General features: G+C 66.5%; 22 protein-coding genes and 1 tRNA gene. 15 read left to right on the top strand and 8 right to left on the bottom strand.

Annotation, left to right across the window (positions count from 1 at the left end; all coding sequences use genetic code 11):
- Positions 1 to 45: 45 nt before the first annotated feature.
- Positions 46 to 531: a pyridoxamine 5'-phosphate oxidase family protein gene (locus tag T8S45_RS04500; protein ID WP_188641832.1), complete on the bottom strand. Its 486-nt coding sequence runs from the start codon at positions 529 to 531 to the stop codon at positions 46 to 48.
- Between the two features lie 162 nt (positions 532 to 693).
- On the opposite strand from T8S45_RS04500, the gene T8S45_RS04495 reads away from it, so the two are divergent.
- Together T8S45_RS04495 and T8S45_RS04490 are read left to right on the top strand one after the other, a co-directional pair.
- Positions 694 to 1485 carry a hypothetical protein gene (locus T8S45_RS04495; protein WP_322294834.1) on the top strand — a complete coding sequence of 264 codons (792 nt, stop codon included), beginning with the start codon at positions 694 to 696 and terminating at the stop codon, positions 1483 to 1485.
- Positions 1403 to 2977: a DUF6504 family protein gene (locus T8S45_RS04490; protein ID WP_322294833.1), complete on the top strand. Its 1575-nt coding sequence runs from the start codon at positions 1403 to 1405 to the stop codon at positions 2975 to 2977. Before T8S45_RS04495 ends, T8S45_RS04490 begins: the two co-directional genes overlap by 83 nt.
- On the opposite strand, the gene T8S45_RS04485 is transcribed toward T8S45_RS04490, so the two are convergent.
- On the bottom strand, positions 2974 to 3510 hold the full coding sequence (locus T8S45_RS04485) for a hypothetical protein (RefSeq protein ID WP_322294832.1): 537 nt from the start codon (positions 3508 to 3510) through the stop codon (positions 2974 to 2976). The two genes, T8S45_RS04490 and T8S45_RS04485, sit on opposite strands and share 4 nt — an antisense overlap.
- A gap of 80 nt (positions 3511 to 3590) precedes the next feature.
- On the opposite strand from T8S45_RS04485, the gene T8S45_RS04480 reads away from it, so the two are divergent.
- From T8S45_RS04480 to T8S45_RS04460, 5 genes are all read left to right on the top strand, one after another.
- On the top strand, positions 3591 to 4598 hold the full coding sequence (locus T8S45_RS04480; protein WP_188641829.1) for a winged helix-turn-helix domain-containing protein: 1008 nt from the start codon (positions 3591 to 3593) through the stop codon (positions 4596 to 4598).
- Positions 4599 to 4677: 79 nt separating this feature from the next.
- Complete coding sequence (locus T8S45_RS04475; RefSeq protein WP_188641828.1) at positions 4678 to 5922, top strand: putative DNA modification/repair radical SAM protein; 1245 nt, start codon at positions 4678 to 4680, stop codon at positions 5920 to 5922.
- Positions 5919 to 7355 carry a UdgX family uracil-DNA binding protein gene (locus T8S45_RS04470; RefSeq protein ID WP_322294831.1) on the top strand — a complete coding sequence of 479 codons (1437 nt, stop codon included), beginning with the start codon at positions 5919 to 5921 and terminating at the stop codon, positions 7353 to 7355. Before T8S45_RS04475 ends, T8S45_RS04470 begins: the two co-directional genes overlap by 4 nt.
- Position 7356: 1 nt before the next feature.
- A complete protein-coding gene (locus tag T8S45_RS04465) occupies positions 7357 to 10869 on the top strand; it encodes an error-prone DNA polymerase (RefSeq protein WP_322294830.1) in 3513 nt (1170 codons plus the stop codon).
- Entirely contained in the window at positions 10866 to 11627 is a 762-nt protein-coding gene (locus T8S45_RS04460; protein ID WP_322294829.1) for an extensin-like domain-containing protein, read from the top strand. The genes T8S45_RS04465 and T8S45_RS04460 overlap by 4 nt, the downstream gene beginning before the upstream one ends.
- 33 nt (positions 11628 to 11660) lie before the next feature.
- Here T8S45_RS04460 and T8S45_RS04455 read toward each other — a convergent pair.
- Both T8S45_RS04455 and recJ read right to left on the bottom strand, forming a co-directional pair.
- A tRNA-Glu gene (locus T8S45_RS04455) sits at positions 11661 to 11735 on the bottom strand.
- Between the two features lie 53 nt (positions 11736 to 11788).
- Positions 11789 to 13561: a single-stranded-DNA-specific exonuclease RecJ gene (recJ, locus tag T8S45_RS04450; RefSeq protein WP_322294828.1), complete on the bottom strand. Its 1773-nt coding sequence runs from the start codon at positions 13559 to 13561 to the stop codon at positions 11789 to 11791.
- A 77-nt stretch (positions 13562 to 13638) separates the two neighbouring features.
- Between recJ and T8S45_RS04445 the strand changes: the two genes are divergently transcribed.
- The 3 genes from T8S45_RS04445 to T8S45_RS04435 all read left to right on the top strand — a co-directional run bounded on the left by T8S45_RS04445 (position 13639) and on the right by T8S45_RS04435 (position 15502).
- Complete coding sequence (locus T8S45_RS04445; RefSeq protein ID WP_322294827.1) at positions 13639 to 14112, top strand: flavodoxin family protein; 474 nt, start codon at positions 13639 to 13641, stop codon at positions 14110 to 14112.
- A gap of 105 nt (positions 14113 to 14217) precedes the next feature.
- Positions 14218 to 14970: a hypothetical protein gene (locus tag T8S45_RS04440; RefSeq protein WP_322294826.1), complete on the top strand. Its 753-nt coding sequence runs from the start codon at positions 14218 to 14220 to the stop codon at positions 14968 to 14970.
- A complete protein-coding gene (locus tag T8S45_RS04435) occupies positions 14867 to 15502 on the top strand; it encodes an AHH domain-containing protein (protein WP_407654926.1) in 636 nt (211 codons plus the stop codon). Before T8S45_RS04440 ends, T8S45_RS04435 begins: the two co-directional genes overlap by 104 nt.
- 3 nt (positions 15503 to 15505) lie before the next feature.
- Here T8S45_RS04435 and T8S45_RS04430 read toward each other — a convergent pair whose 3' ends face one another.
- Entirely contained in the window at positions 15506 to 16486 is a 981-nt protein-coding gene (locus T8S45_RS04430; RefSeq protein ID WP_188641820.1) for an NAD(P)H-dependent flavin oxidoreductase, read from the bottom strand.
- Between the two features lie 158 nt (positions 16487 to 16644).
- Here T8S45_RS04430 and prfB point away from each other — a divergent pair, with 158 nt between their 5' ends.
- From prfB to T8S45_RS04410, 4 genes are read left to right on the top strand one after another with little or no spacing between them, the layout of a single operon-like run.
- Entirely contained in the window at positions 16645 to 17772 is a 1128-nt protein-coding gene (gene prfB, locus T8S45_RS04425; RefSeq protein ID WP_322294825.1) for a peptide chain release factor 2, read from the top strand.
- 43 nt (positions 17773 to 17815) lie between these two features.
- Positions 17816 to 18574, top strand: a complete 759-nt coding sequence (locus tag T8S45_RS04420; RefSeq protein WP_188641818.1) for a class I SAM-dependent methyltransferase — start codon at positions 17816 to 17818, stop codon at positions 18572 to 18574.
- 3 nt (positions 18575 to 18577) lie between these two features.
- Positions 18578 to 19984: an NAD(P)H-dependent flavin oxidoreductase gene (locus T8S45_RS04415; RefSeq protein WP_188641817.1), complete on the top strand. Its 1407-nt coding sequence runs from the start codon at positions 18578 to 18580 to the stop codon at positions 19982 to 19984.
- Between the two features lies 1 nt (position 19985).
- Positions 19986 to 20441, top strand: coding sequence for a GNAT family N-acetyltransferase (locus tag T8S45_RS04410; RefSeq protein WP_322294824.1), 456 nt, complete (start codon positions 19986 to 19988; stop codon positions 20439 to 20441).
- Here the strand turns inward: T8S45_RS04410 and T8S45_RS04405 are convergent.
- From T8S45_RS04405 to T8S45_RS04395, 3 genes are all read right to left on the bottom strand, one after another.
- The gene (locus tag T8S45_RS04405; RefSeq protein WP_322294823.1) at positions 20438 to 20878 is read right to left on the bottom strand and encodes a nuclear transport factor 2 family protein; all 441 of its coding nucleotides are present in this window, start codon (positions 20876 to 20878) and stop codon (positions 20438 to 20440) included. The genes T8S45_RS04410 and T8S45_RS04405 overlap by 4 nt on opposite strands.
- A gap of 40 nt (positions 20879 to 20918) precedes the next feature.
- A complete protein-coding gene (locus T8S45_RS04400; protein ID WP_322294822.1) occupies positions 20919 to 22220 on the bottom strand; it encodes an ammonium transporter in 1302 nt (433 codons plus the stop codon).
- An 85-nt stretch (positions 22221 to 22305) separates the two neighbouring features.
- Positions 22306 to 23316 carry a 2-hydroxyacid dehydrogenase gene (locus T8S45_RS04395; protein ID WP_322294821.1) on the bottom strand — a complete coding sequence of 337 codons (1011 nt, stop codon included), beginning with the start codon at positions 23314 to 23316 and terminating at the stop codon, positions 22306 to 22308.
- A 102-nt stretch (positions 23317 to 23418) separates the two neighbouring features.
- Here T8S45_RS04395 and T8S45_RS04390 point away from each other — a divergent pair, with 102 nt between their 5' ends.
- Positions 23419 to 23874 (top strand): SH3 domain-containing protein, encoded by a 456-nt coding sequence (locus T8S45_RS04390; RefSeq protein WP_322294820.1) that lies wholly within the window; start codon positions 23419 to 23421, stop codon positions 23872 to 23874.
- Positions 23875 to 23925: the final 51 nt, after the last annotated feature.

The following is a 23925-nucleotide window of genomic DNA, read 5'->3' as shown; positions in this document are numbered from 1 at the left end:
ATCGTCTCGCGGCCCTTTTTGTTTGTCGTTGTTGAGGTGCGGCGATCAGATATCGACGTGCTTGACGTGCTCTTCCTCGGCTTCTTCGTGGACGTCCATGCCGAGCGCCATCTTGGCGGTGTTCAGGAGGCCGAGATCGCCGTTCCAGATTTCCGCTTCGCCGAGGTCCATGCGGAGGAACAGCAGATCGGGATCGTCCTTGCCGCCATCGTACCAGGCCTCGACGAAGTTGTTCCAGAACTGGTCGAAGCGTTCCTGGCTGGTTTCCTTGGCTAGCGTGCCGTTGAAGCGCGCGTACATTTCGTGGCCCTTGCCCTGAAAGGTCGCGGTGACCGCGCCGAGCCGGGCGAAATCGCTTTTCGTGTGGGTGAAGAACCAGATCGCACTGTTGGCGTGCTTGTCGAGCTGCGGGCTCATCGGCACCGCACTCGACGAATCGTCTTGGCGCTGGAGGAACAGGAAGGGCGAATCGGCAAGCGCCTTCCAGAATTCTTTCTTCAACTCGTCGGGATTGCCTTCGGCCGTTTTCATACGGGTCTCCTGTATGTGTTTGGTTTTCCAACGCGCGAGGCGGCGATGCTATCCGAGGCGTGGACGATTTCCTCCGCCCCGGCTTGCTAACGGAACAAAGATAGAACAGAATGGTTGTTCGATTCGCTTCCGCCCGAAACAGAGCCGCAAAACGAGCAATGCATGCCTTCTTCCGCCACACCGCCCAAACTGACCAACGCCGCCGAACTGCTCGCGCGCGGGGCGGTGCCGTCGGCGCAATGGCGCCCCGGTCTGGGGGAGGCAGCGTGTCATGCCGAAGTTTTCGCCCCCGCGCGCGAGGCGAGCGGCGCGGGGCTGGCGCTCGCCCTGGCGCGCGATGGCTGGCGCGACCTGAATGGCGGCGAACTGGCCGACGTTTCGGACGAGCGCGGCATATTGTGGGTGCAGGATGCCAGGGCCGCGAAGCTCGGCGGGCTGCCCTATCGCGCCGGACTGCCCGAGGATTGGCGGCGGCGGTTGATCCACGTCCTCGCCCCCCGGCCGGTCGATGCGCTGTTCGCGCTCGAGGAGGGGGTGCGCTGCCGCGAGCTCGCGTTCGTGATCGGCGAGCTGGCGGGCAATCCGCGCGAGCTCGATTTCACCGCCTCGCGACGGCTGACGCTGGCGGCCGAGCGGCATGGCGTGCCGCTCTACCTCGTGCGGCTCGATGCCCGGCGCGACCTGTCCGCCGCGCGCATGCGGTGGGAGGTGGCGAGCGCCTCGTCGCCGGCCCCGCGCTGGAACGCCGCTGCGCCCGGGGTGCCCGCCTGGCAGGCGGAGCTGTTCCGCTCGCGCCGCCACCGGCCCGGGCGCTGGACCCTGCACGATGAGCGCGGCGGGCTCGCCACCCTGGCTGCCGTCGCGTGCTCCGATGAAGGGCGTATCGCGTCGGATCCTCGCGATCTGGCTGCCGACGCTGGCGATCGATCGCTGGCGGCTCGCCCGGGGATGTGAACGCGGCGAGGGCGCGGACGGCGCGCCGCTCGCACTGGTCGGCGAAACCGCGCACGGTCCCCGGATCGAGGCGCTCAACGCGGCGGCGTTCGAGGCAGGGGCGCGGCCCGGCACCATGCTTGCCGATGCCCGCGCCCTGTGTCCCTCCATCGCGGTCGCCCCGGCCGATCCGGCGGGCGACCTCGATTTCCTCGAACATTTCGCATTGTGGGTGCGCCGCTGGGGGCCGTGGAGCGCGATGGATGCGCCCGACGGCGCGTTGGTCGATGTCTCGGGCGTCGCGCACCTGTTCGGCGGCGAAGCACGGCTGCTGGCCGATGTCGCGCGCAAGGTTTCGGCGCGCGGGCTGCTGTCGCGCAGCGCGATCGCGCCCACGGCGGGCGCGGCCTGGGCGCTGGCGCATCATGGCGCGGACGGCAGCATCCTCGCCCCCGATGTCGATGCCGAAGCCCGCCTCGCCAACCTGCCCGCGGCCGCGCTGCGGCTCGATGGCGACGTGCTGGCGATTTTGCGACGGCTCGGGCTCAAGCGGCTCGGCGATCTCACCACCCGCTTCGGCAGTCGAGACGGGCGCGATGCGCTCCACCGGCGCTTCCGCAACCGCAGGTCGCCCGCCGCCAACCCGCTGGTGCGGCTCGACCAACTGCTCGGCAAGGTGCCAGAGCCGCTATTGCCGGTGGTCCCGCAGGAGATGCCGCTGGTCCAGCGCCGCCTCGCCGAACCGATCCGCCACCGTGCGTTGCTCGACCGGGTGCTGGCTGACCTCGCGCTCGACATGGCGCGCGCGCTCGAGGGCAAGGGGGAAGGCGCGCGGCGGCTCGAGCTGGGCATGTGGAAACTCGATGGCGAGGTGCTGGTGCGCACGCTCGAACTCGCCGCCGCCACCCGCGAGGCGGGGCACATCACGCGGCTGTTTTCCGAAAAGCTCGACGATGTCGACGCCGGGTTCGGGATCGAACTGGTGCGGCTGCGTGCGAGCTGGTCGCAACCGCTCGGCCTGTCGCAGGGCGATTTCGAGGCGGCGGCGGAGGAACACGGCACCTCGCTCGCGGCCTGTATCGACCGGCTCAGCGTGCGGCTCGGCGCGCAGGCGGTGCGCCGCCCGGTGCCGCATGCCAGCCACCTGCCCGAACGTGCGCAGCGCTGGCAACCGCCGCTCGAACCGGTGCCGCCCGCGCAGGGCGAGTTGGCCTTTCACCAGCGCCCGCTCAAGATGCTCGAGCAGGCCGAGCGGATTTCCGTGCTCTACGCCACGCCCGATGGCTATCCCAAGACGTTCCGGTGGCGCGGGCAGCGCCACGATGTCGTGCGGGTCGAGGGGCCCGAGCGGATCGCGCCCGAATGGTGGCGCGAGCGTTCGACGGTGCGATTGCGCGATTACTACCGGATCGAGGATGGCGAGGGGCGCCGCTACTGGATCTATCGCCACGGCATTGCGGGCGACGGGCGCGGCGGCGCCCCCGACTGGTACCTGCAGGGCCTGTGCGCCTAGTCCTGGCGGGCCGCGCGGAACATCAGCGTCACAACCAGCCAGCCCGCCGCGAACACCAGTACCGGCCCCCAATCGGGCTGCGAAGTGAATTCGGCCGCGAAGCCCGTGGCCAGCACGACGAGTGCTTGCACACCGGCGATCGCCATCATTTTGCCTGCCTGCGCGCGAACGACGAACGCCGCGAGGACCCCCGCCAGCGCCATGACGTTGAACGTCGTGTTGATATCGAGCGACTCGTTGCCGATGATGCCGACCGCGCCATTGACCCAGAAGGTCAGGAAGGTGCCGCCGATGAAGCCGAGCATCGCCGCGCGATAGGACCAGTCCCGGCTCTTGCGGACGGTGAACTCGAGCGCGACGCCGACCGCGACGAACAGGATGCCGGCGAATATGAAGTCCTCGCTGCCCCAGTTCACTTCGTCGGTCAGTTGCATGGCGAGCGCGGGCAGGGCGAGCAGCAGCGCCGCACCGCCCCAGTAGATGATGCGCCACAGCCGGCCGGCCAGTGGATCGCGGTTGACGGTATCGTTCATGGTCTTGCCTTTCCTTGTGTAACCGGAGCAACTGATCGGGAAACCCGCGATGAAAGGCATGAGCGATCGCTGAGGAAACCGTGAAATCGACCGCCGGACCGCTGCAATTCGACCGTTTCACACTGATTCCGGCGCAGCGGCGATTGCTCGATGATGGCGAACCGGTCGCGCTGAGCGGGCGCTACCTCGATGCGCTCGTCCTGCTCGCCAGCGAACCGCAGGCGGTGATCACCAAGGAGCGGTTGCACGAGGAGGTCTGGCGCGGCGTCCCGGTGACCGACGAGGCGATCACCCAGTGCATCCGGGCGCTGCGCAAGGCGCTCGGCGACGATGCGACCTCGCCCAGTTTCATCGAGACCGTGCCCAAGCACGGCTATCGTTTCATCGCAGCGCCGGGAACGGCGGCAGACACGCCGCCTCCAGCTACTCCGGCCCAAGGGAATAGCGCGACGGCGCGGGCCGGGGCCATGGTGCTGGGCGGGGCGGCCGCAGGAGCGTGCGTCGGGCTGGTCTACGGGTTCGCGGCGGCGCAAAGCGCGGGTTCGTCACTGTCGCTGTTGCTGGTGATGATCTGCGTCGCCGCGCTGGCGGCGGGTGTCTCTGCGCTCGGAATCGCACTGGGGATCGTACTGATCGGCGGACGCGAGCATGAGCCGTGGCGCACCATGTTCGGCGGAGCGCTGGGCGGGTTGCTGACAGGTGCGCTCGCAAACCTGCTGGGTCGGGATGCCTTCGGTCTTTTGTTCGGCTCCAGCCCGGTCGCGATGACCGGCGCGGTCGAAGGTCTCGTGCTGGGCTTGGCCTGCGGCGTGAGCGTTGCGCTGCTCGATCTGCGTGGTCATCGGATGGCGCTTGGCATGGCGGCGGTACTGGGCGCGGCGACGGGGGCGTTGCTCATCCTGCTTGATGGAACGCTTTTCGGCGGGAGCCTCGCCTCGCTGGCGCAGAGCTTTCCCGGTTCGGCGCTCGCGTTGCCGTGGGGTGGCCAGTCCGGCGGTGGTGCCTTGGCGGTCGGTTTCGGGGCGATGGAGGGATGTCTGTTCGTCGCTGGTATTGTGGCTGCTGTCGGTTGGGTCGGTCGCCGCTGAAACAATCATTGCGACGAAACGAGCGCGATTCCGACCGCCGGGACTAGGCAAACCCGACAAGGGAACATATAGTGAACATGTGGCGCAGAAATCTCTCATCGACCGGCTCGCGATTCTCGCCGATGCGGCGAAATACGATGCCTCCTGCGCGTCGTCGGGCACGGCGAAGAAGAACAGTTTGGGCGGCAAAGGCATCGGGTCGACCGAGGGGATGGGCATCTGCCACGCCTATGCGCCCGACGGCCGCTGCATCTCCCTATTGAAGGTGCTGCTGACCAATCACTGCATCTTCGACTGCCATTACTGCATCAACCGTAAGAGCTCAAATGTCGAGCGCGCGCGCTTCACCCCGCAGGAAATCGCCGACCTCACGCTGAGCTTCTACCGCCGCAATTATATCGAGGGGCTGTTCCTGTCCTCGGGCATCGTGAAGAGCTCGAACCACACGATGGAGCAGCTGGTCGAGTGTGCGCGCATCCTGCGCCAGGAATACGATTTCCGCGGCTACATCCATCTGAAGACGATCCCCGAGGCCGATCCCGAGCTGGTCCACCAGGCGGGCCTCCATGCCGATCGCGTCTCGATCAATGTCGAGCTGCCGACCGATAGCGGGCTTACCCGGCTCGCGCCCGACAAGGATGCGCGCCAGATCGAGGGCGCGATGGGCGGGATGAAGATGGCGATCCGTCAGGCCAAGGACGAGACGAAGCGTTTCCGCCATGCGCCGCGTTTCGCCCCGGCGGGCCAGTCGACCCAGATGATCGTCGGCGCGGATGCCGCGAGTGATGCCGATATCGTGGGCAAGGCGAGCCGCCTCTACGACACTTTCCGCCTGCGTCGGGTCTATTACAGCGCCTTCTCGCCGATCCCCGATGCGAGCGCGGTGCTGCCGTTGAAACGTCCGCCGCTGATCCGCGAGCATCGGCTCTACCAGTCCGACTGGCTGATGCGGTTCTACGGCTACGCGCCCGGCGAGGTGATGCAGGCGACCGAGGCGGACGGGAACCTGCCGCTCGATATCGATCCCAAGCTCGCCTGGGCGCTGAAATTCCGCGAGCGGTTCCCGGTCGACGTCAATCGTGCGACCCGCGAGGAGCTGCTCCGTGTGCCCGGTCTCGGGGTGAAGGCTGTGGGCCAGATTATCGCCTCGCGCCGCCATCGCACGCTGCGATTGGATGACGTCGCACGGCTGACCGTGTCGATCACCAAGGTCCGCCCCTTCATCTGCGCGCTCGACTGGCGGCCCGTCATGCTGACCGACCGCGCCGATTTGCGCGCGCTGCTGGCGCCGAAGCGGGAGCAGTTGGAGCTGTTCGCGGCATGACCGCGCTGCAGCACGTCGAGCTGGGCACCTATTACGTGGTGCATCTGATCGAGCCCGACGATTTCGATTTCTGGCGCGAACGCGCGCGGGCGCTGGTCCGGTGCGATGTGCCACCCGATCGGATCGCCTGGGTCGAACCGGGTGGCAGCGGGGATCTCTTTGCCCATGGTGAGCGCCGGATGCCGATCCCGGACGACGACGCGCCGCCGGTGCGCGCGAGCAAGCGGTTCGTGAAGCTGGCGAAGAACGCGATCCTTCATTCCGATCCCGAACGCTTCGCGCTGCTCTATCGCCTGCTGTGGCGGTTGCAGGCCAATCCCCGCGCGATGGAGAACAAGGCCGATCCGGACGTGCGGCGGATCGAGGAGCTCGACAAGAACGTCCGCCGCGACAGCCACAAGATGCACGCCTTCGTGCGTTTCCGCCTCGTCGAAAACGAGGAGGATGACGAGGAGCACTACGTCGCGTGGTTCGAGCCCGAGCACCATATCCTGCGCGCCAATGCGGGCTTCTTCGTGCGCCGCTTCGCCAACATGAAATGGTCGATCCTGACCCCGCAGGGCTCGCTGCACTGGGATGGCGAGGCGCTGACCGAGGGTCCGCCCGCGCAGCGCGACGATGCGCCCAGCGGCGATCCGACCGAGGATCTGTGGCGCAAGTACTACGCCTCGATCTTCAACCCTGCGCGGCTCAAAGTGGGCGCGATGCTCAAGGAGATGCCGCGCAAATACTGGAAGAACATGCCCGAGGCCGCGCTCATCCCCGAACTGGTCGCGGGTGCGCAGAGCCGCGAATCGCAGATGGTCGCGGCGGGCGCGCTCGAGTTCGAGCAACGCCCCGATACGCTCGCGGCGATCGACACCGCCATCCATGCCTGCCGCAAATGCCCGATCGGCGAACTCGAGAACGAGGCGGTGATGGGCGAGGGACCGCAGGACGCGACCCTTATGATCGTCGGCGAGCAGCCGGGCGACCACGAGGACCGGGCCGGGCGCCCCTTCGTGGGGCCGGCGGGGCAATTGCTCGACGTCCATCTCGAACAGGCCGGGATCGATCGTCGCCGCGCCTATGTCACCAACACGGTCAAGCACTTCAAATATGTCCAGCGCGGCAAGCGGCGCCTGCACCAGAACCCGGGGGCGAAGGAGATCGACACCTGTCGCTGGTGGATCGAGGCCGAGCGCGCGATCGTGAAGCCGAAGCTGGTACTCGCCATGGGCGCGAGCGCGGCGCGGGGCATGCTCGGCAAGACGGTGAGCATTTCGCGGGCGCGCGGCGAACCGATCCTGCTCGAGGACGGGAGCGAGCTGTGGATCACCGCGCATCCGTCCTACCTGCTCCGCCTCGAGGGCACAGCGCGCGAGGAACAGGCGCGGCTGTTCGATGCCGATCTCGTCGCGGTCGCCGAACGCCTGGCGGAACTGGAGGCGTGACATGCCCGAGGCTCCGCTCACGCCCGACAAGCGCCGGATCGAGCTCGATCCGGACCTGATCGCCGCGCCGCCGCGCGCACCCTTCGTCGAACTCGGCCTCGTCTCCTGCTTCAGCTTCCTGCGCGGGGCTTCCGACGCGGTCGACCTCGTGATGAAGGCCCGCTCGCTCGGCTACGATGCGATCGGGATCGCCGACGCGAACAGCATGGCCGGCGTGGTGCGCGTCCATACCGAGGCGCACACGCTCAAGCTGCGGCCATGTATCGGCTGCCGGATCGAGACGGTCGAGGGCCTCGCCTTCCTCGCCTATCCGAAGGATCGCGCCGCCTATGGTCGCCTGTGCCGCCTGATCAGCGCCGGCAGGATGGCAACGCTCGACGGCGAATGGCAGGAGAAGGGCGCGTGCGACATCTCGCTCGCCATGCTGGCGAAACATGCTGAGGACGTGCAGCTGATCCTGGTGCCGCCGGATGATCTCGAAGCGAAGTTCACCATCGCGGTGCCGAACAATGTGGTGCCGTTTCCGGGTATGGATTCGCTCGCAGTGTCTTCGCGCGACATCGCCCTGTCCTTCGGTGAGATCCTTCCCCACCTCGCAGGCCAGCTTCCCACGCTGAAGCACGTCGCCGCCAGTCATCTCTACACTGGCGACGACATCGCGCGGATCGACCGCCTCGATGCGCTGGCGAAGGCGAACAACCTTGCGCTCCTCGCCACCAACGACGTGCATTACCATGCGCCCGAACGCCGCCCGCTGCAGGACGTGATGACCGCGATCCGGCACAGGACTACCGTCGCCGCCGCCGGGCACCTGCTCCATGCCAATGCCGAACGGCACCTCAAGTCCCCACAGGAGATGGTCGCGCTGTTCGCGCGCTGGCCGCATGCGATCGCGGCGGCGCGCGCGGTCGCCGATGCCTGCGATTTCAGCCTGTCCGAACTGCGCTACGAATATCCGGAGGAGATCTATCCCGACGGGATGGGACCGCAGGAATTCCTCGAGGTCGAGACCTGGTGGGGCGCGGTCGAGCGCTATCCGCGCGGTGTCCCAGAAACGGTCTTCGCCACGCTTGAGAAAGAGCTCGCGTTGATCGCGAAGATGGATCTCGCGCGCTATTTCCTCACGATCAAGGATATCGTCGATTTCGCGCGTTACGGGGTCGAACCGCCGATCCTGTGCCAGGGGCGCGGCAGCGCGGCCAATTCGGCGGTCTGCTATTGCCTCGGCATCACCAATGTCGATCCGTCGAAGCACCAGCTGCTGTTCGACCGCTTCATCTCGGAGGACCGCAAGGAGCCGCCCGATATCGACGTCGATTTCGAGCACGAGCGGCGCGAGGAGGTGATTCAGCACATCTATCAAAAATACGGACGCCACCGCGCCGGACTGTGCGCCACCGTGATCCATTACCGTCCCCGCATGGCAATCCGCGAGGTCGGCAAGGCGATGGGGCTGACCGAGGATGTCACCGCCAAGCTCGCGGGCACCGTGTGGGGCGGGTGGGGAACCGAGATCGGCGAGGCGCATGTCGGGGAAACGGGGATGGACATCACCGATCCGCATTTGCGCCGTGTGCTCGCGCTGACGCGGCAGATGATCGGGATGCCGCGCCATCTCAGCCAGCATGTCGGCGGCTTCATCCTCACCGAGGGCGCGCTCACCGAGACCGTGCCGATCGGCAATGGCGCGATGCCCGAGCGCAGCTTCATCGAGTGGGACAAGGACGATATCGAGGCGCTGGGCATCCTCAAGGTCGACGTGCTGGCGTTGGGCATGCTGACCTGCATCAGGAAATGCCTCGACCTGCTCGAAGATCATCACGAACGCCGGTTGAGCCTCGCCAGCGTCCCGCGCGAGGATCCCGAGACCTACGCCATGCTGCGCAAGGGCGATTCGCTCGGCGTGTTCCAGGTCGAGAGCCGTGCGCAGATGAACATGCTGCCCCGGCTGCGCCCGCGCGAATTCTACGATCTCGTGATCCAGGTCGCGATCGTGCGTCCGGGCCCGATCCAGGGCGACATGGTGCACCCCTATCTCAAGCGCCGCCGCGGCGCGGAGCAGGTGGTGATCCCGGCACCGGACGCCGCCCATGGCCCGCCCGATGAACTCTCCAGCATCCTCGAGCGCACGCTGGGGGTGCCGATCTTCCAGGAACAGGCGATGAAGATCGCGCTCGATGCCGCGAAGTTTTCCTCGAAGGAGGCCAACCGGCTGCGCAAGGCGATGGCGACCTTCCGCAGCCGTGGCATGGTCGACGAGTTGCAGGACATGATGGTCGAGCGGATGGTCGATCGCGGCTACGATCGCGACTTCGCGCAGCGCTGCTTCAACCAGATCCGCGGCTTCGGCGAGTACGGTTTCCCCGAAAGCCATGCCGCCAGCTTCGCCCACCTCGTCTACGTGTCGAGCTGGCTCAAATGCCATTTCCCTGCGGCATTCGGCTGCGCGTTGCTCAATTCGCAGCCGATGGGCTTCTACGCGCCCGCACAGATCGTTCGCGATGCGGTGGAGCACGGGGTCGAAGTGCTGCCGGCGGACGTGAACCTGTCGGCCTGGGATTGTACGCTCGAGACCGTCGGTGAGGCGCAGGAAGCGCAAGAAGGGCGGCTCGACCGGCATATCGCGCTGCGGCTCGGGCTGCGACAGGTCGATGGCCTGCCCGAACACGTCGCCGCGCGGCTCGTGGCCGAGCGCGAGGCGAACGGGCTCTATGCCGATGTCGCAGCGCTGCAGGAGAGGGCCCGCATTGGCCCGGCGCATATCGAGCGGCTCGCCAGCGCCGATGCGTTCGGTTCGCTCGGGATTTCGCGCCGCGTGGCGCTGTGGGAGGCGCGTAGCCTCGTCGGCGGGGTCGACCTGCCGCTGTTCCGTGCGGCCGAAGCGCGCGAGGAAGGGCGCGAGCGCGAGCCGACGCAATTGCCGCAGATGCCGCTCAGCGAGGAAGTGGTGGCCGATTACCAGACCACGCGATTGAGCCTGAAGGCGCATCCGATGGCCTTCCTGCGCGCCGACCTCGCCGAGCGTGGCTTCGTGCGCGCCTGCGACCTGAGGGAACGCAAGTTCCGCTCGATGGTCAATGTCGCGGGCGTGGTGCTGATCCGCCAGCGCCCCGGCTCGGCCAAGGGGGTGTGCTTCATCACGCTTGAGGACGAGACCGGCGTCATCAACCTCGTCGTCTGGCCCGACCTCAAGGAGCGCCAGCGCAAGGTGGTGATGGGTGCACGGCTGATGGAGGTCCGCGGCAGGGTGGAGTATGACGACGAGGTGATCCATGTCATCGCCAGCCACATGACCGACGCGACGCACCAGCTCCATCGCCTGTCCGACGACATGCTGACCCCACAGCTCGCGCGCGCCGACCACGTGAACCATCCGCTGCCCGCAAAACTCCACCAGCGCGAAGACGGCGAGGACTCGCCTCCGGGCAATCGCGAATGCGGGTGGCACGATCCGTCCTCGCGCGGGCATCCGCGCGATGTGCGCATCATTCCCAAGTCGCGCGATTTCCATTGAGGAAACCTGCGCACTGGCCACCGACAGGACGGTTCTCGCCTTACGACAGGTGGGCGCTGGCGCTGCTGCTGATCGGGGCGGTCGTCGTCGGTGCGCGCAGCTGGCTCGCCGCGCATCCCCAACACGATCCCTGGGCGCCGCTAGACCTCAACGATCCCGTAGGCTGGGCGACCGATCGCAAGCTCGTGGCGCTGCGCGACCGCCCACAGGAATGCCGTGCGGTGCTGGAACGCAGCGGGATCGATTTCACCGCCTTCGAACCGGCGGGCGAGGGGGCGTGTCGCCGCGAGGACAGGACGGTCCTCGCTCCTCAGCCCAATCGCGGCCTCAGGCTGCGTCCCGGTGCGCCACAGGCGACCTGCGCGGTCGCTGCGGGACTGGTGCTGTGGATGGACAAGGTCGTCCAGCCCGCGGCGCAGGAGCACCTCGGGAGCCGGATTGTCGCGCTCGATCACCTGGGGACCAACAATTGTCGGCGAATCGGTGGTGGCGACAGCGGCCGCTGGAGCGAGCATGCGACCGGCAATGCGATCGATATCGCGGCCTTCCGGACGGAGGATGGACGGACGATCAGCGTGCTGCGCGACTGGGAAAACGATCCGGACGATTCGGCTGCCGCCACCTTCCTGCGTACAGCGCGCGACGGGGCCTGCGACATTTTCGGCACGACGCTGTCGCCCGATTACAATCCGGCGCATGCCGACCATTTCCACCTCGACCAGGCCGGAGGCCGGGTGGGCTGGAGCGTGTGTCGCTAGTGCCATCGATGTGGGGGAGAAAATGCCACCGCATGGTGACCCCTACGGGAATCGAACCCGTGTTTCAGCCGTGAAAGGGCCGCGTCCTAACCGCTAGACGAAGGGGCCATGCATGCGGTGGAGGCGGCCCATTACGGTTCGTTGGAGCGGCGGTCAACCCTTCAATCGGCCCAAATCGCATCTTCGACGATTAACTCGGCTTCGCGGCGGCCCGACCAGTCGTCGACCTTGGGTCGACCGGCCAGCCAGAACCGCCGCGAACCACGATTGTTGAGCAGCGCCTGGCCCATTTCGCCCTCCGCCGCGCGGAAGGCGATCGCCTTGAAACGGGCACCGTCCTCGCCGCGCACGATCATACGGACGTGGTCCTTGCCGACGACGTCGCACTTGATCGCGTGCACCGGACCGACAGCGATGCGCGGTCCCGGCCAGCCCATGCCGTAGGGCCCCGCCTCTTCCATCGAATCGACCAATTCGGGGGTGAGCCCGCCCGGTGCGACCGCGAGGTCGAGCTTCATCTCGCGATTGCCCTGTGCCTCGCCGACGTCGCGCGCGAGCCGATCATCAAGGAAGTCGGCGAGGGCATCGATCTTGTCGGCATCGACCGTGAGACCCGCCGCCATTGCGTGTCCGCCGCCTGCGATCAGCAGTCCGGCTTCGCGCGCGGCGATGATCGCCGCTCCCAAATCGACGCCCGCGATCGATCGTCCCGAACCCTTCCCGGGTTCGCCGTCGGCGCCGTGCGCGATCACGATCGCGGGCCGACCGGTCTTTTCCTTGATCCGGCCGGCGACGATCCCGATCACGCCCGGATGCCAGCCGGCGCCGTGGAGGAGCTGGACCGCGCGATTGCCCTGTCCGGCGAGCTGCGCCTCGGCCTCTTCCTGCACCTCGCTCTCGATCTGGCGGCGATCCTCGTTGAGTTCGGAAAGGCGTTTGGCGATCTCGGCGGCCTCGTCGGGATCCTCGGTCGTCAGCAGCCGCACGCCAAGCGTCGATTCGCCGACCCGGCCGCCGGCATTGATTCGCGGACCGAGCGCGAAGCCGAGGTCGCTGCACACGGGAGCGCGCTGCAGGCGGCTCGCATCGAGCAGCGCCGACATGCCGGTATTGGCGCGGTGGCGCATGACCTTGAGCCCCTGCGCGACGAACGCCCGGTTGAGCCCGCGCAGTGCGGCGACGTCGGCTACCGTGCCCAGCGCGACCAGATCGAGCAGCGAGAGCAGGTCGGGCTCCTTGCGATCCTCGAAATAGCCGCGCCCGCGCAGCGTGCGCACGGTGGCGATCGCCAGCAGGAAGGCGACGCCGACCGCCGCGAGATGGCCGTGTGCGGCCGCTTCCTCGATCTCGTCGAGGCGGTTGGGGTTCACCAGCGCCAATGTCTTCGGCAGATCGGGCGCGCATTTGTGATGGTCGACCACCATGACGTCGACGCCGGCGTCGTGCGCCGCACCGAGCGCCTCGTGCGCCATCGCACCGCAATCGACGGTCACGATCAGGCTCGAACCGCCCTCGGCGATCTTGAGCAGCGCATCGCCCGAAGGGCCGTAGCCCTCGAGCAGGCGATCGGGAATGTAGTGACCGGCATCGTGCCCCAGCATGCGGATCAGCCGGATCAGCAGTGCCGCGCTGGTCGCGCCGTCGACGTCGTAATCGCCGTAGATCGTCACCGCCTCGCGCGCGATGACCGCTTGGGCGAGCCGTTCGGCGGCGGCATCCATGTCCTTGAAGATCGACGGGTCGGGCAGGAACGACCGGAGGCTCGGGTTCCGTTCGCGATCGAGGTTCTCGGGAGTGACCCCGCGCGCCAGTAGCAGCTGCGCGACGAGGTCGGTGCCGCTGGCGATGTCCTGCATCGCGCCCCCGCGCCAGATCCAGCGCTGGCCGGTGAGCGAAGTTCCGAGATCGGTGATCGAGCGCGCCGCGAGTGTCATGGTTCGAGGCTATCCCGCCCAGGGAGCGGGCGAAAGACCCTTGGCCCCGCTGTCCCCTGTGCGATAGGACCGGCGGCATGCTCGCGATCATATGGCACAGCCGCACCGGAACCGCCGAGGCGCTCGCCCGCGCCGCCAAGGAAGGGGCGGGCGACGGCGCGGTGCTGCTGTGCGCAGAGGACGTTTCGCCCGACGACCTGCTCGAAGCGCAGGGCTATCTCTTCGCCTGTCCGGAAAATCTCGCGACGATGAGCGGCATGATGAAGGAAATGTTCGACCGCTGCTATTACCCGGTGCTCGGGAAGATCGAGGGGCGTCCCTACGCCACGCTCATCGCGGCAGGGTCCGACGGCAGCGGCGCGCAGGCACAGATCGACCGGATCGCGAAGGGCTGGCGGCTCAAGCGTGCCGCCCCACCGGTGATCGTCAACATGGATGCGCAGACCCCCGAGGCGATCCTCGCGCAGAAGACCGTTCCGCCCGATCGACTGGCCGAAGCGAACGAGTTGGGCGAAGCGCTCGCGGAGGGACTCGAACTCGGTATCTTCTGAGTTTCACATCCATTTCGGACCGGTCAGCGATCTAGGACTCGACGCGCGAGCGCCACGACGCCAGAAACCGGTTCTGATCGCGGAAGACGGCTTGCAAGGGGGAAATTGCGTACCGGCATGGCATGGGAAGTGCTGTATCCTTCCGGCTCGGTGCCGAGGCTCGAACGCCTGCAGGCCGCATTCAATGCGGTCGGCGATGATGAGAGCCGAATGCCCGCACTCTCCTGCCAACGGCTCGTCAATCCGGCATCGGGATACCCCACGATCGAATGCATGGTCGGCGGACTGGGATTCGATATCGCCGCAATCGGCGTCTGGAATCGCGAAGAACACGCCGCGATCGAACACTGCTTCGACGTCGAACCGGACACCTTCTTCAACCGCGCCGGGCTCACGATCGTCCCCGGCCCCGATATCGCCAACATGGCGCATGCGATGCCGGTGGTCCGGGCAGGGGCGATGCTGGTCCGCCGGATCGTCGATTTCAAGTCGCCTCTCGCGATCGTGTGGCGCCCGATCGGCAGCGCGATGGAACCGGGCTACTTCAGGCGCGTGGTCGACGCCTGGCTGGCGGGCGGGCCGTTTCCCGCACTGGGGATGGTCGGATTGCGTTCCGCGCCCGATGGCGGCTTGCACAGTCACGGCTTGGCGCTCTTTACAGGGCAGGAATTGCGCCTCGATCCCGCGATCGCCGAGGCGGGATCAGAAGGCTGGGCGCTCGCGGCCCGGTTGATCGACCGGCTCGTCGAAAGCGATGCGGTCCAATCACCGCTCGAACTATCCGGAGAAGGCGGACGCACGATTCGGCTCGCGCCCTCCGCCAATGGCCGGTTCGTCGTCGTCGAATGGAGTGAATGATCGATCGGCCAGCGGCGGAAGGGGTCGGGAAATACGCCCATGCCTGCCGTTCTCGCGGATCAATCGACCCGGCTCGCCCGCCTACGATCCGGCGATGCAGAAACATCACCTCCTCCCGCTGGCGCTCGTGACGCGAGGGACTTTCGATCGATTCTTCGCGGCGGTCGATCCCGGCCGCCTGCTGTTCGAGGATTTTCGCGCCAACGGCTTGCTCCTGCCCTGTCGCGAACCGCAGGTCCTGAAACTCGGCCTGCCGCTCCATCGCGGCCCGCATCCGCGCTATTCGGAGGTCGTCTGGCAGCGTGTCGGGCAGATCGAGCGGGACTGGGCCAAAGCGACGGACGAGTCTTCGCGCAGCAAGGCCAAGCATTCCCGCATGCGACTGCTCCTGCTCCAGCGCGGCCTGCGGCGCCAGCTGGTTGCTCCCGGGCGCCGGATGCGGCTCAATATGCGCGACCCGCTGGGCGAGGGCCGCGATTTCACCGAGCTCGACCGGATGGCCGCGCTGCTGTGGGCGGCGACCCGGCACTAATCCTCAGTCGACGAAGGGGGCGGTTGCGGCCTGCAGGCGCTGATGTGCGGCGCGGTACTCGGCTTCGAGCCGGTCGACGCGCTCGGCCACGGTATCGACCGCCTTGACCGCGCCGACCCCCTGGCCCGAGCCCCAGATATCCTTCCATGCCTTGGCCTTCGAATTCCCGCCCGAGCCGAAATTCATCTTGCTCGGATCGCTTTGGGGAAGATCGTTTGGATCGAGCCCGGCCTGCTCGATCGAGCCCTTGAGGTAATTGCCGTGCACCCCGGTGAAGAGGTTGGTGTAAACGATGTCGTCAGCGCCGCTCTTCACGATCTCGTCCTTGTAGCCTTGCTCGGCATTGGCTTCGACCGTCGCGATCCAGGGCGAGCCAATATAGGCAAAATCGGCACCCAGCGCCTGTGCGCCGAGCACCGCCGCGCCATTGGCGATCGAACCCGACAGCGCCACCGGCCCATCGAACCATTCGCGGATTTCCTGCATCAAGGCGAAGGGCGATTGCGTGCCGGCATGGCCCCCGGCGCCCGCGGCGACCGGGATCAGCCCGTCGGCGCCCTTTTCGATCGCCTTGTTGGCGAAGCGGTTGTTGATCACGTCGTGCATCGTGATCCCGCCCCAATTGTGCACCGCCTGGTTCAATTCCTCGCGCGCGCCCAATGAAGTAATGATCATCGGAACCTGCCATTTCTCGCAGACCTGCATATCCTCCTCTAGCCGGCCGTTCGTGCGGTGGACGATCTGGTTGACCGCGAACGGAGCGGCGGGGCGATCCGGGTTGTCACGATTATGCGCCGCGAGCTCCTCGGTGATCTGGTGCATCCATTCGTCGAGCATGCCCGAGGGGCGCGCGTTGAGCGCGGGGAAACTGCCGACGATCCCCGCCTTGCATTGCGCGATCACCAGCTCGGGCCCCGAAACGATGAACATCGGCGATCCGATGATCGGCAGGCGCAAGCGGTCGAACGGGGCGGGGATGGGCATGGGTCGCGGTCTCCGGAATTAATCGGTCGGTTAACGCGTCGCATAGGCGAGACGCGGCTCCGGTGTCGAGCGCCTTTGCGCGGGAAAGGGCGGTGTACCCCTAGCTAAAGCGGCGAGCCTGTCCTAAGCGCGCGGGCCGTAGCTTTGGAGGACCTGACATGCGTGCCGAAGGGCAGGCCCATATCGACCGGATCGACGCCGCGCTGGCGCTGGTGCGCAAATCGCTCGACTGGGAGAAGGCGCTGCGCCGTCTCGACGAGCTCGACGCGCGCGTGCAGGACCCGACCCTGTGGGACGATCCCAAGGCGGCGCAGGCGATCACGCAGGAGCAAAAGCGGCTAGAAACCGCGGTCAATACCGTGCGCGAGATCGAGAGCGAGAAAAACGACGCGATCGAATTCGTCGAAATGGGTGAGGCCGAGGGCGACGACGATGTCGCCAGCGAAGGTCTCGCCACGCTCGAGAAGCTCGCCGATCGCGCCGATGCCGACAAGGTCCAGGCGCTGCTTTCGGGCGAGGCCGACGGCAACGACACCTATCTCGAGATCCACGCCGGCGCGGGCGGTACCGAAAGCCAGGACTGGGCGGAGATGCTGCTGCGAATGTATGCCCGCTGGGCCGAACGCCGGGGCTTCAAGGTCGAGACGGTCGAATACCAGGCCGGCGACCAGGCGGGCATCAAGAGCGCGACGCTGCTGCTCAAGGGTGAGAATGCCTATGGCTACGCGAAGACCGAGAGCGGCGTGCACCGCCTCGTCCGCATCAGTCCGTATGACAGCTCGGCGCGGCGGCACACCTCGTTCAGCTCGGTCTGGGTGTACCCGGTGATCGACGACGATTTCGAGGTCGAGATCAACGAGAGCGACCTCAAGATCGACACCTACCGCGCGAGCGGTGCCGGCGGGCAGCACGTCAACACGACCGATTCCGCGGTTCGCATCACCCACCAGCCCACCGGAATCGTCGTCGCGAGCCAGAACGACCGTTCGCAGCACAAGAACCGCGCGACCGCAATGAACATGCTCAAGGCGCGCCTGTTCGAACGCGAAATGGCCGAACGCGAGGCCGCCGCCGGGACCGAGTACGAGAGCAAGACCGATATCGGGTGGGGCCACCAGATCCGCTCCTACGTCCTTCAGCCCTACCAGATGGTCAAGGACCTGCGCACCGGCGTTACCTCGACTTCGCCCGACGACGTGCTCGACGGCGCGCTTGACCAGTTCATCTCGGCGGCGCTGGCGCAGAAGGTGACCGGCGAACAGGTCGATGTGGAGGACGTCGAGTAGGGCTGCATTGCGCCCGGTCGGGTTTGCAAGCTAGACGCACGCTATGAGCCCCCCAAGACATCTCGCCGTTTGGTTGCTCGCCGGCCTCGCGCTGGCGGGTTGCGAACGTGTCGAGGAAGACCTCGACCGGCCCGCGAGTTCACGCGAGTTTCCGCGGGCGCACCGTCCGGTTGCGGATGTCACGGGCAATTCGGCCGGCACCGAAATTCGCCGCGACGAATTGGGCGAAGCGCAATTGGTGATGGACCTCGCCGATATCGGCGACGGAACGACAGTGGCCGATATCGGCGCGGGCGAGGGCTATTACACCGTGCGCCTGGCCGAACGTGTCGGCGGCCGGGGCCGGGTGCTGGCGCAGGACATCGATCGCGACGTTCTCCGCCGGCTCGGCACGCGGGTAGAGCGCGAACGGCTCGACAATGTCTCGCTCACCCTGGGCCGCGGAGACGATCCGCGCCTGCCCAAGGACAGTTTCGACAGGATCTTCATGGTCCACATGTATCACGAGATCCGCGAGCCCTATGCGTTCTTGTGGCGACTTCGCCCGGCGCTCAGGGAAGGCGGGCAGGTGATCGTGGTCGATCGCGACCGTCCGCCCCAAAACCACGGCATGCCGCCCGCATTGTTGTTTTGCGAAATGCGCAGCGTCGGCTATCGGCTTGTCGAGTTCATAAGAAAGCCCGAGATCAGGGGCTATTACGCACAATTCGAGCTCGAGGGGGATCGGCCTGCGCCATCCGGGATCGAGCCGTGCACGCCGCCCAAGACGAAGCTTGGAAGCGTGACGATAGAGGATAACTGATACATGGCATTCAAGGGTCTCCAACCCATCAATTACGGCGGGCGCGAAGTCTGGCCGCTGATCGAAGGCGGCAAGGGCGTCTCGGCTACCAATCACATGAGCTCGGGCGCCTGGGCCGCCGCGGGCGGAATCGGGACGGTGAGCGCCGTCAATGCCGACAGCTATGACGAGGACGGCAATCCGATTCCGCAGGTCTACCCACAGGCCACCCGCAAGGAACGGTTCGAGCAACTGATCCGCTACGCGATCGACGGAGCGACCGAACAGGTGAAGCGCGCGCACGAGATCGCCGACGGTCGCGGCGCGATCAATATCAACGTGCTTTGGGAAATGGGCGGCGCGCAGCGCGTGCTCGAAGGCGTGCTCGAGAACTGCAAGGGCATGATCACCGGGGTCACCTGCGGCGCGGGCATGCCCTACAAGCTCGCCGAGATAGCCCAGCGGTTCAACGTCCATTACCTCCCGATCATCAGCTCGGCGCGCGCTTTCCGCGCGCTGTGGAAGCGCAGCTATTCCAAAGTCCCCGACCTGATGGCGGCGGTAGTCTACGAGGATCCGTGGCTGGCCGGCGGGCATAACGGCCTGTCGAACGCTGAGGACCCGACCAAGCCCGAAGATCCCTATCCGCGGGTCAAGGCGCTGCGCGAGACGATGCGCGCCGAAGGCGTTTCCGAGGACACCGCGATCGTGATGGCGGGCGGCGTGTGGTTCCTGCGTGAATGGGAAGAGTGGATCGACAATCCCGAGCTCGGCAAGATCGCCTTCCAGTTCGGCACGCGGCCGCTACTGACCAAGGAAAGCCCGATCCCGAACGTGTGGAAGGACATGCTGCGCACGGTCGAGCCGGGCGACGTGCTGCTCCACAAGTTCTCGCCCACCGGCTTCTATTCCTCCGCGGTCAAGACGCCGTTCCTCTACGACCTGATGCATCGTTCGGAGCGCCAGATCCCGATCTTCAAGCGCGACGAGGAAGAGGGGACGATCCCGCTCGCCGATCACGGCAAGGCGAAATATTTCTTCGTCCATCCCGGCGACCAGCGCAAGGCGCAGGCGTGGATGCACGAGGGCTTCACCGAGGCGCTCAAGACGCCCGACAACACCGTCGTGTTCGTGACCCCCGAAAGCGCCGAACAGATCCGCGCCGACCAGCAGGGTTGCATGGGCTGCCTCTCGCACTGCCAGTTCTCGAGCTGGAAGGATCATGACGACCACACCACCGGCCGCCTCGCCGATCCGCGCAGCTTCTGTATCCAGAAGACCTTGCAGGATATCGCGCATGGCGGCGATCCGGACGAGAACCTCGCCTTCGCCGGCCACGCGGCCTACCGTTTCAAGCAGGACCCGTTCTATTCGAACAATTTCACCCCGACGGTGAAGGAACTGGTCGAGCGTATCCTCACCGGGGACTGACGTGGAAATCGGCGTCGCGGACCTTGTCGACGACGACGTCCGCGCCCTGATTTCGGACCACCAGCGGCAGATGTCCGAAGGTTCCCCGGCGGGAACGTCCTTTGCGCTCGACCTCGCGGGGCTTGACCGCCCCGAGTTGACCGTCTTTGCCGCGCGGGACGGGGGTGACCTCTTGGCCGTCGGTGCCTTGATGGCGCTCGATGCCGGGACCGGTGAGGTCAAGTCGATGCGGACGGCCAAATCGGCGATGGGGCGTGGGATCGGGCAGGCGATGCTCGACCATATCGAGGGTGTCGCCCGCGAACGCGGATATCATGCGCTGTTCCTGGAGACCGGAACCGGCGAAACATTCGCGCCCGCCAACAGGCTCTATGCCCGCAATGGCTTCGAACGACGCGGACCGTTCGGTGCCTATCGCGCGAGCGATTTCAATATTTTCTACGAGAAGAGGCTCTAGCGCCAGAGCTGCAAATCGCGGATCGCGGCGGCCATGTCCTCGTCGCTCTCGGGCCGTGCGATCACCCGTTCGACGAGCTGCCAGTTCCTGCGAAGGCGCGATTTCTGCCAGATATCGGTCAGCCCGAAGGCACCCGTCCATTCGCGCGCGCCCATCTTCATCTCGAATTGGACGGGGGTCACGAACACCGCCGTCTTGCCGAGTTTGCGCGCGTAAATCTCACCAAAGCGATAGGCTTCAAGCTTGAACCTACCGGACGAGGCGTCGAGCCAACTCGGGCGATCGAGGATCGCGCCGCGGCTGCCGCCGAGGTGAAAGATGAAGTCGCGCGACATCATGCCGCGCATCGCCTTGCGGTCGCGCACCATCCAGGCGCGCATCAGCTGGTGCTCGAGCGTTTCGATCTTGGCGGCGAACTGGTCCATGGGCTCAGCCACCTAGCGGATGGGGCGCGCGGTGCAAGCGTGGAGCGCCGGATCAGTCGAGCTTGAAGGCGTGTTCGCCATGGGAGGCACTGTCGAGCCCGTGGCGCTCGCTCTCTTCACCGACGCGCATCGGCAGGAACAGCGAGACGGCCAGCGCGATCAACGCGGTCGCCACCGCCGAATAGCCGCCGACGACCGCAATGCCGGTCAGTTGCGCGATGAACTGGTCGCCGAAGGCGACACCTTCGGTCGTACCGCCGAACGCGGCGAGGCCGAACACGGCGAACAACAGCGTGCCGAGCATCCCGCCAACGCCGTGGACCGCGAAGACGTCGAGCGAATCGTCGATGTGGAAACGGTGCTTGATGAGGCGGATGGCGAAGTAGCAGACCGGGGCGGCGAGCAAGCCGAAGATGATCGCCGCGCCCGGCGCGACCGCGCCTGCGGCGGGCGTGATCGTCGCGAGCCCGGCGATCGCACCGGTGGCGAAGCCGATCCCGGTCGACTTGCCGAACGATACCTTCTCGATCGCGATCCACATCAGCGCGGCGGTCGCTGCGGCGGCGTGGGTGTTGATGATCGCGGTCGAGGCATCGTCGGTCGCGGTGAGGGCGGAGCCGCCGTTGAAGCCGAACCAGCCGACCCACAGCAGTGCCGCGCCGATCATGACCAGCGTCGGGCTGTGCGGCAGCATCGGCTTGGCCGGGAAACCGTTGCGGCGCCCTAGCAGCAGCGCGACGACCAGCGCCGAAATCCCCGCGGTCGTATGGACGACCAGACCGCCTGCAAAATCGTAGACGCCGAGGTCGGACAACCAGCCTCCGCCCCAGATCCAGTGCGCGACCGGGGCATAGACGATCAGGCTCCACAGGGCGCAGAAGGCGACCACCCAGCCGAAGCGGGCGCGTTCCACCCAGGCCCCGGCCATCAGCGCGGGGGTGATCGCGAAAAAGGTCATCTGGAACAGGGCGAACGAGCTTTCGGGGATCGTCGTGTCGGCGCGCCAGGCATCGAGGCGGATCATCATCCAGCGACTGCCGTCGCCGATCCAGCCGCTGCCGACCTCGCCGAAGGCCAAAGTGTATCCGACCACGACCCACAGCAGCGAGCAGATCGCGACGATCGCGCCGACCTGCAGGTAGACCGACATCGCGTTCTTCACGCGCACGAGTCCGCCATAGAACAGCGCGAGACCGGGGATCGCCATCATCAGCACGAGCGCGGATGCGGTCAGGATCCAGGCGGTATCACCGCTATCGGCCACATCGACGGTGATCGCGGTAACGGGTTGCGCGCTTGCCATCTGCGGCAGGAGAGCGGCCCCCATTGCCAGTGCAGCGGTCAGGTAACGCATATTTCCCCCGTCGATCCGAAATGTTTCGACTAGCTAACGCGCAATGCTGCACTGCGGCAAGGGCAAAGCCGCGCAATAATCTTGCTTATACCCAACCTTCGAGCACCTGGTCGGGCGGACGATGTCCGTCGGCCCAAATGCGGATATTGGCGATAACCTTCTCGCCCGAGGCCTCGCGGCCCTCGACGGTGGCGCTGGCAAGGTGGGGCAGGGTGAGGACGTTGGGGACCTTGAGCAGCCGGGGGTCGACCTTCGGCTCCTCGGGATAGACGTCGAGCCCGGCGCCGCCGAGGCGTCCATCTTCGAGCGCTTCGATCAGTGCATCCTGGTCAACCAGGTCGCCGCGTGCGGTGTTGATCAGGCAGGAGCCCGGTTTCATCAATCCGATCCGCCGTGCATCGATCAAGTGATGCGTTTCCTCCCCGCCTGGCGCGTGGAGCGAGAGGATGTCGGCGCAGCGCATCAGGTCGTCGAGATTGTCGACATAGGTCGCACCGAGCATGTTCTCGAGCGCCTCGGGGAGGCGCTTGCGGTTGTGATAGGCGATTTCGAGCCCGAAGGCGCGTGCGCGGTGCGCGACCGCCTGTCCGATCCTTCCCATCCCGACGATCGCAAGGCATTTGCCGCGCAGGCCGAAACCCAGCATCGAGCACGGTGCCCAGCCGGTCCATTCCCCACTCCGCACGAGTTCGACGCCTTCGCGCATGCGGCGCGGCACGCCGATAATCAGCCCCATCGTAAGGTCGGCCGTGTCGTCGGTGAAAACGCCGGGCGTGTTGGTCACCATGATCCCGCGTTTCCGCGCCGCGGCGAGGTCGATATGTTCTACCCCGGCACCGAAATTGGCAATCAGCCGCAAATCCTCGCCCGCGCTCTCGATAAGGTCGGCGTCGATCCGGTCGGTCACGGTCGGGACCAGCACGTCGCATTCGCGCATCGCCGCCCCAAGGGCATCGCGATCGAGCGGCGAATCGTCGCGATTGAGTGTGACGTCGAACAATTCGCCCATCCGCTGTTCGACATGCGGCATGAGCCGGCGGGTGACCCGGACGCGCGGGGTTCCTTCGATACGGCGGTCGACTTGCTCTTCGCTCATGCACGAAAGGCTTGGCCTGCGTGGTCGCGCTAATCAAGCACCGCTTGTTTCGCAGCGACGAACAATTTATTCGCAATTCCGATGTCGATCGTACGTTTCCCCATGATTTTTATGGCCTTGGCCGGATTGCTGCTGGCGTGGCCGAGCGCGGCGCAGGATGCCGAGCCTCCCTATTGGGTCTCGCTCAAGGTCGACCGCGCGAACATGCGGGTCGGGCCCGATCGGTCCTATCCGATCGACTGGGTCTATGTCCGGCGCGACCTGCCGCTGAGGGTGGTGCGCAAATCGGGCGGTTGGCGCCTGGTCGAGGACCAGGACGGGGCGCGGGGGTGGATGCTCGCGCGCTTTCTCAGCCGCGATCGCACTGCCACCGTCACGGTCGAGGGGCTTGCCGCGATTCGCGCAGAGGGATCGCCGAGTGCCAAACTATTGTGGCGCGCGCAGCCGGGTGTGATCGGCAGGCTGGGCGAATGTGCGAATGGCTGGTGCGAATTCGCGATCGGCGACAGGCGGGGTTGGATCGCCGGCGAGAGCATCTGGGGCGAGGGCCCACCCTGACCGACGAAAAAGGGCGACCCGCGGGCCGCCCTTTCACGTGATTTCCGATTG

It is taken from the genome of Pseudoblastomonas marina, from assembly GCF_034374265.1.
GTDB lineage: Bacteria > Pseudomonadota > Alphaproteobacteria > Sphingomonadales > Sphingomonadaceae > Alteriqipengyuania_A > Alteriqipengyuania_A marina.
This window is presented reverse-complemented; position numbering and strand designations above follow the sequence as displayed.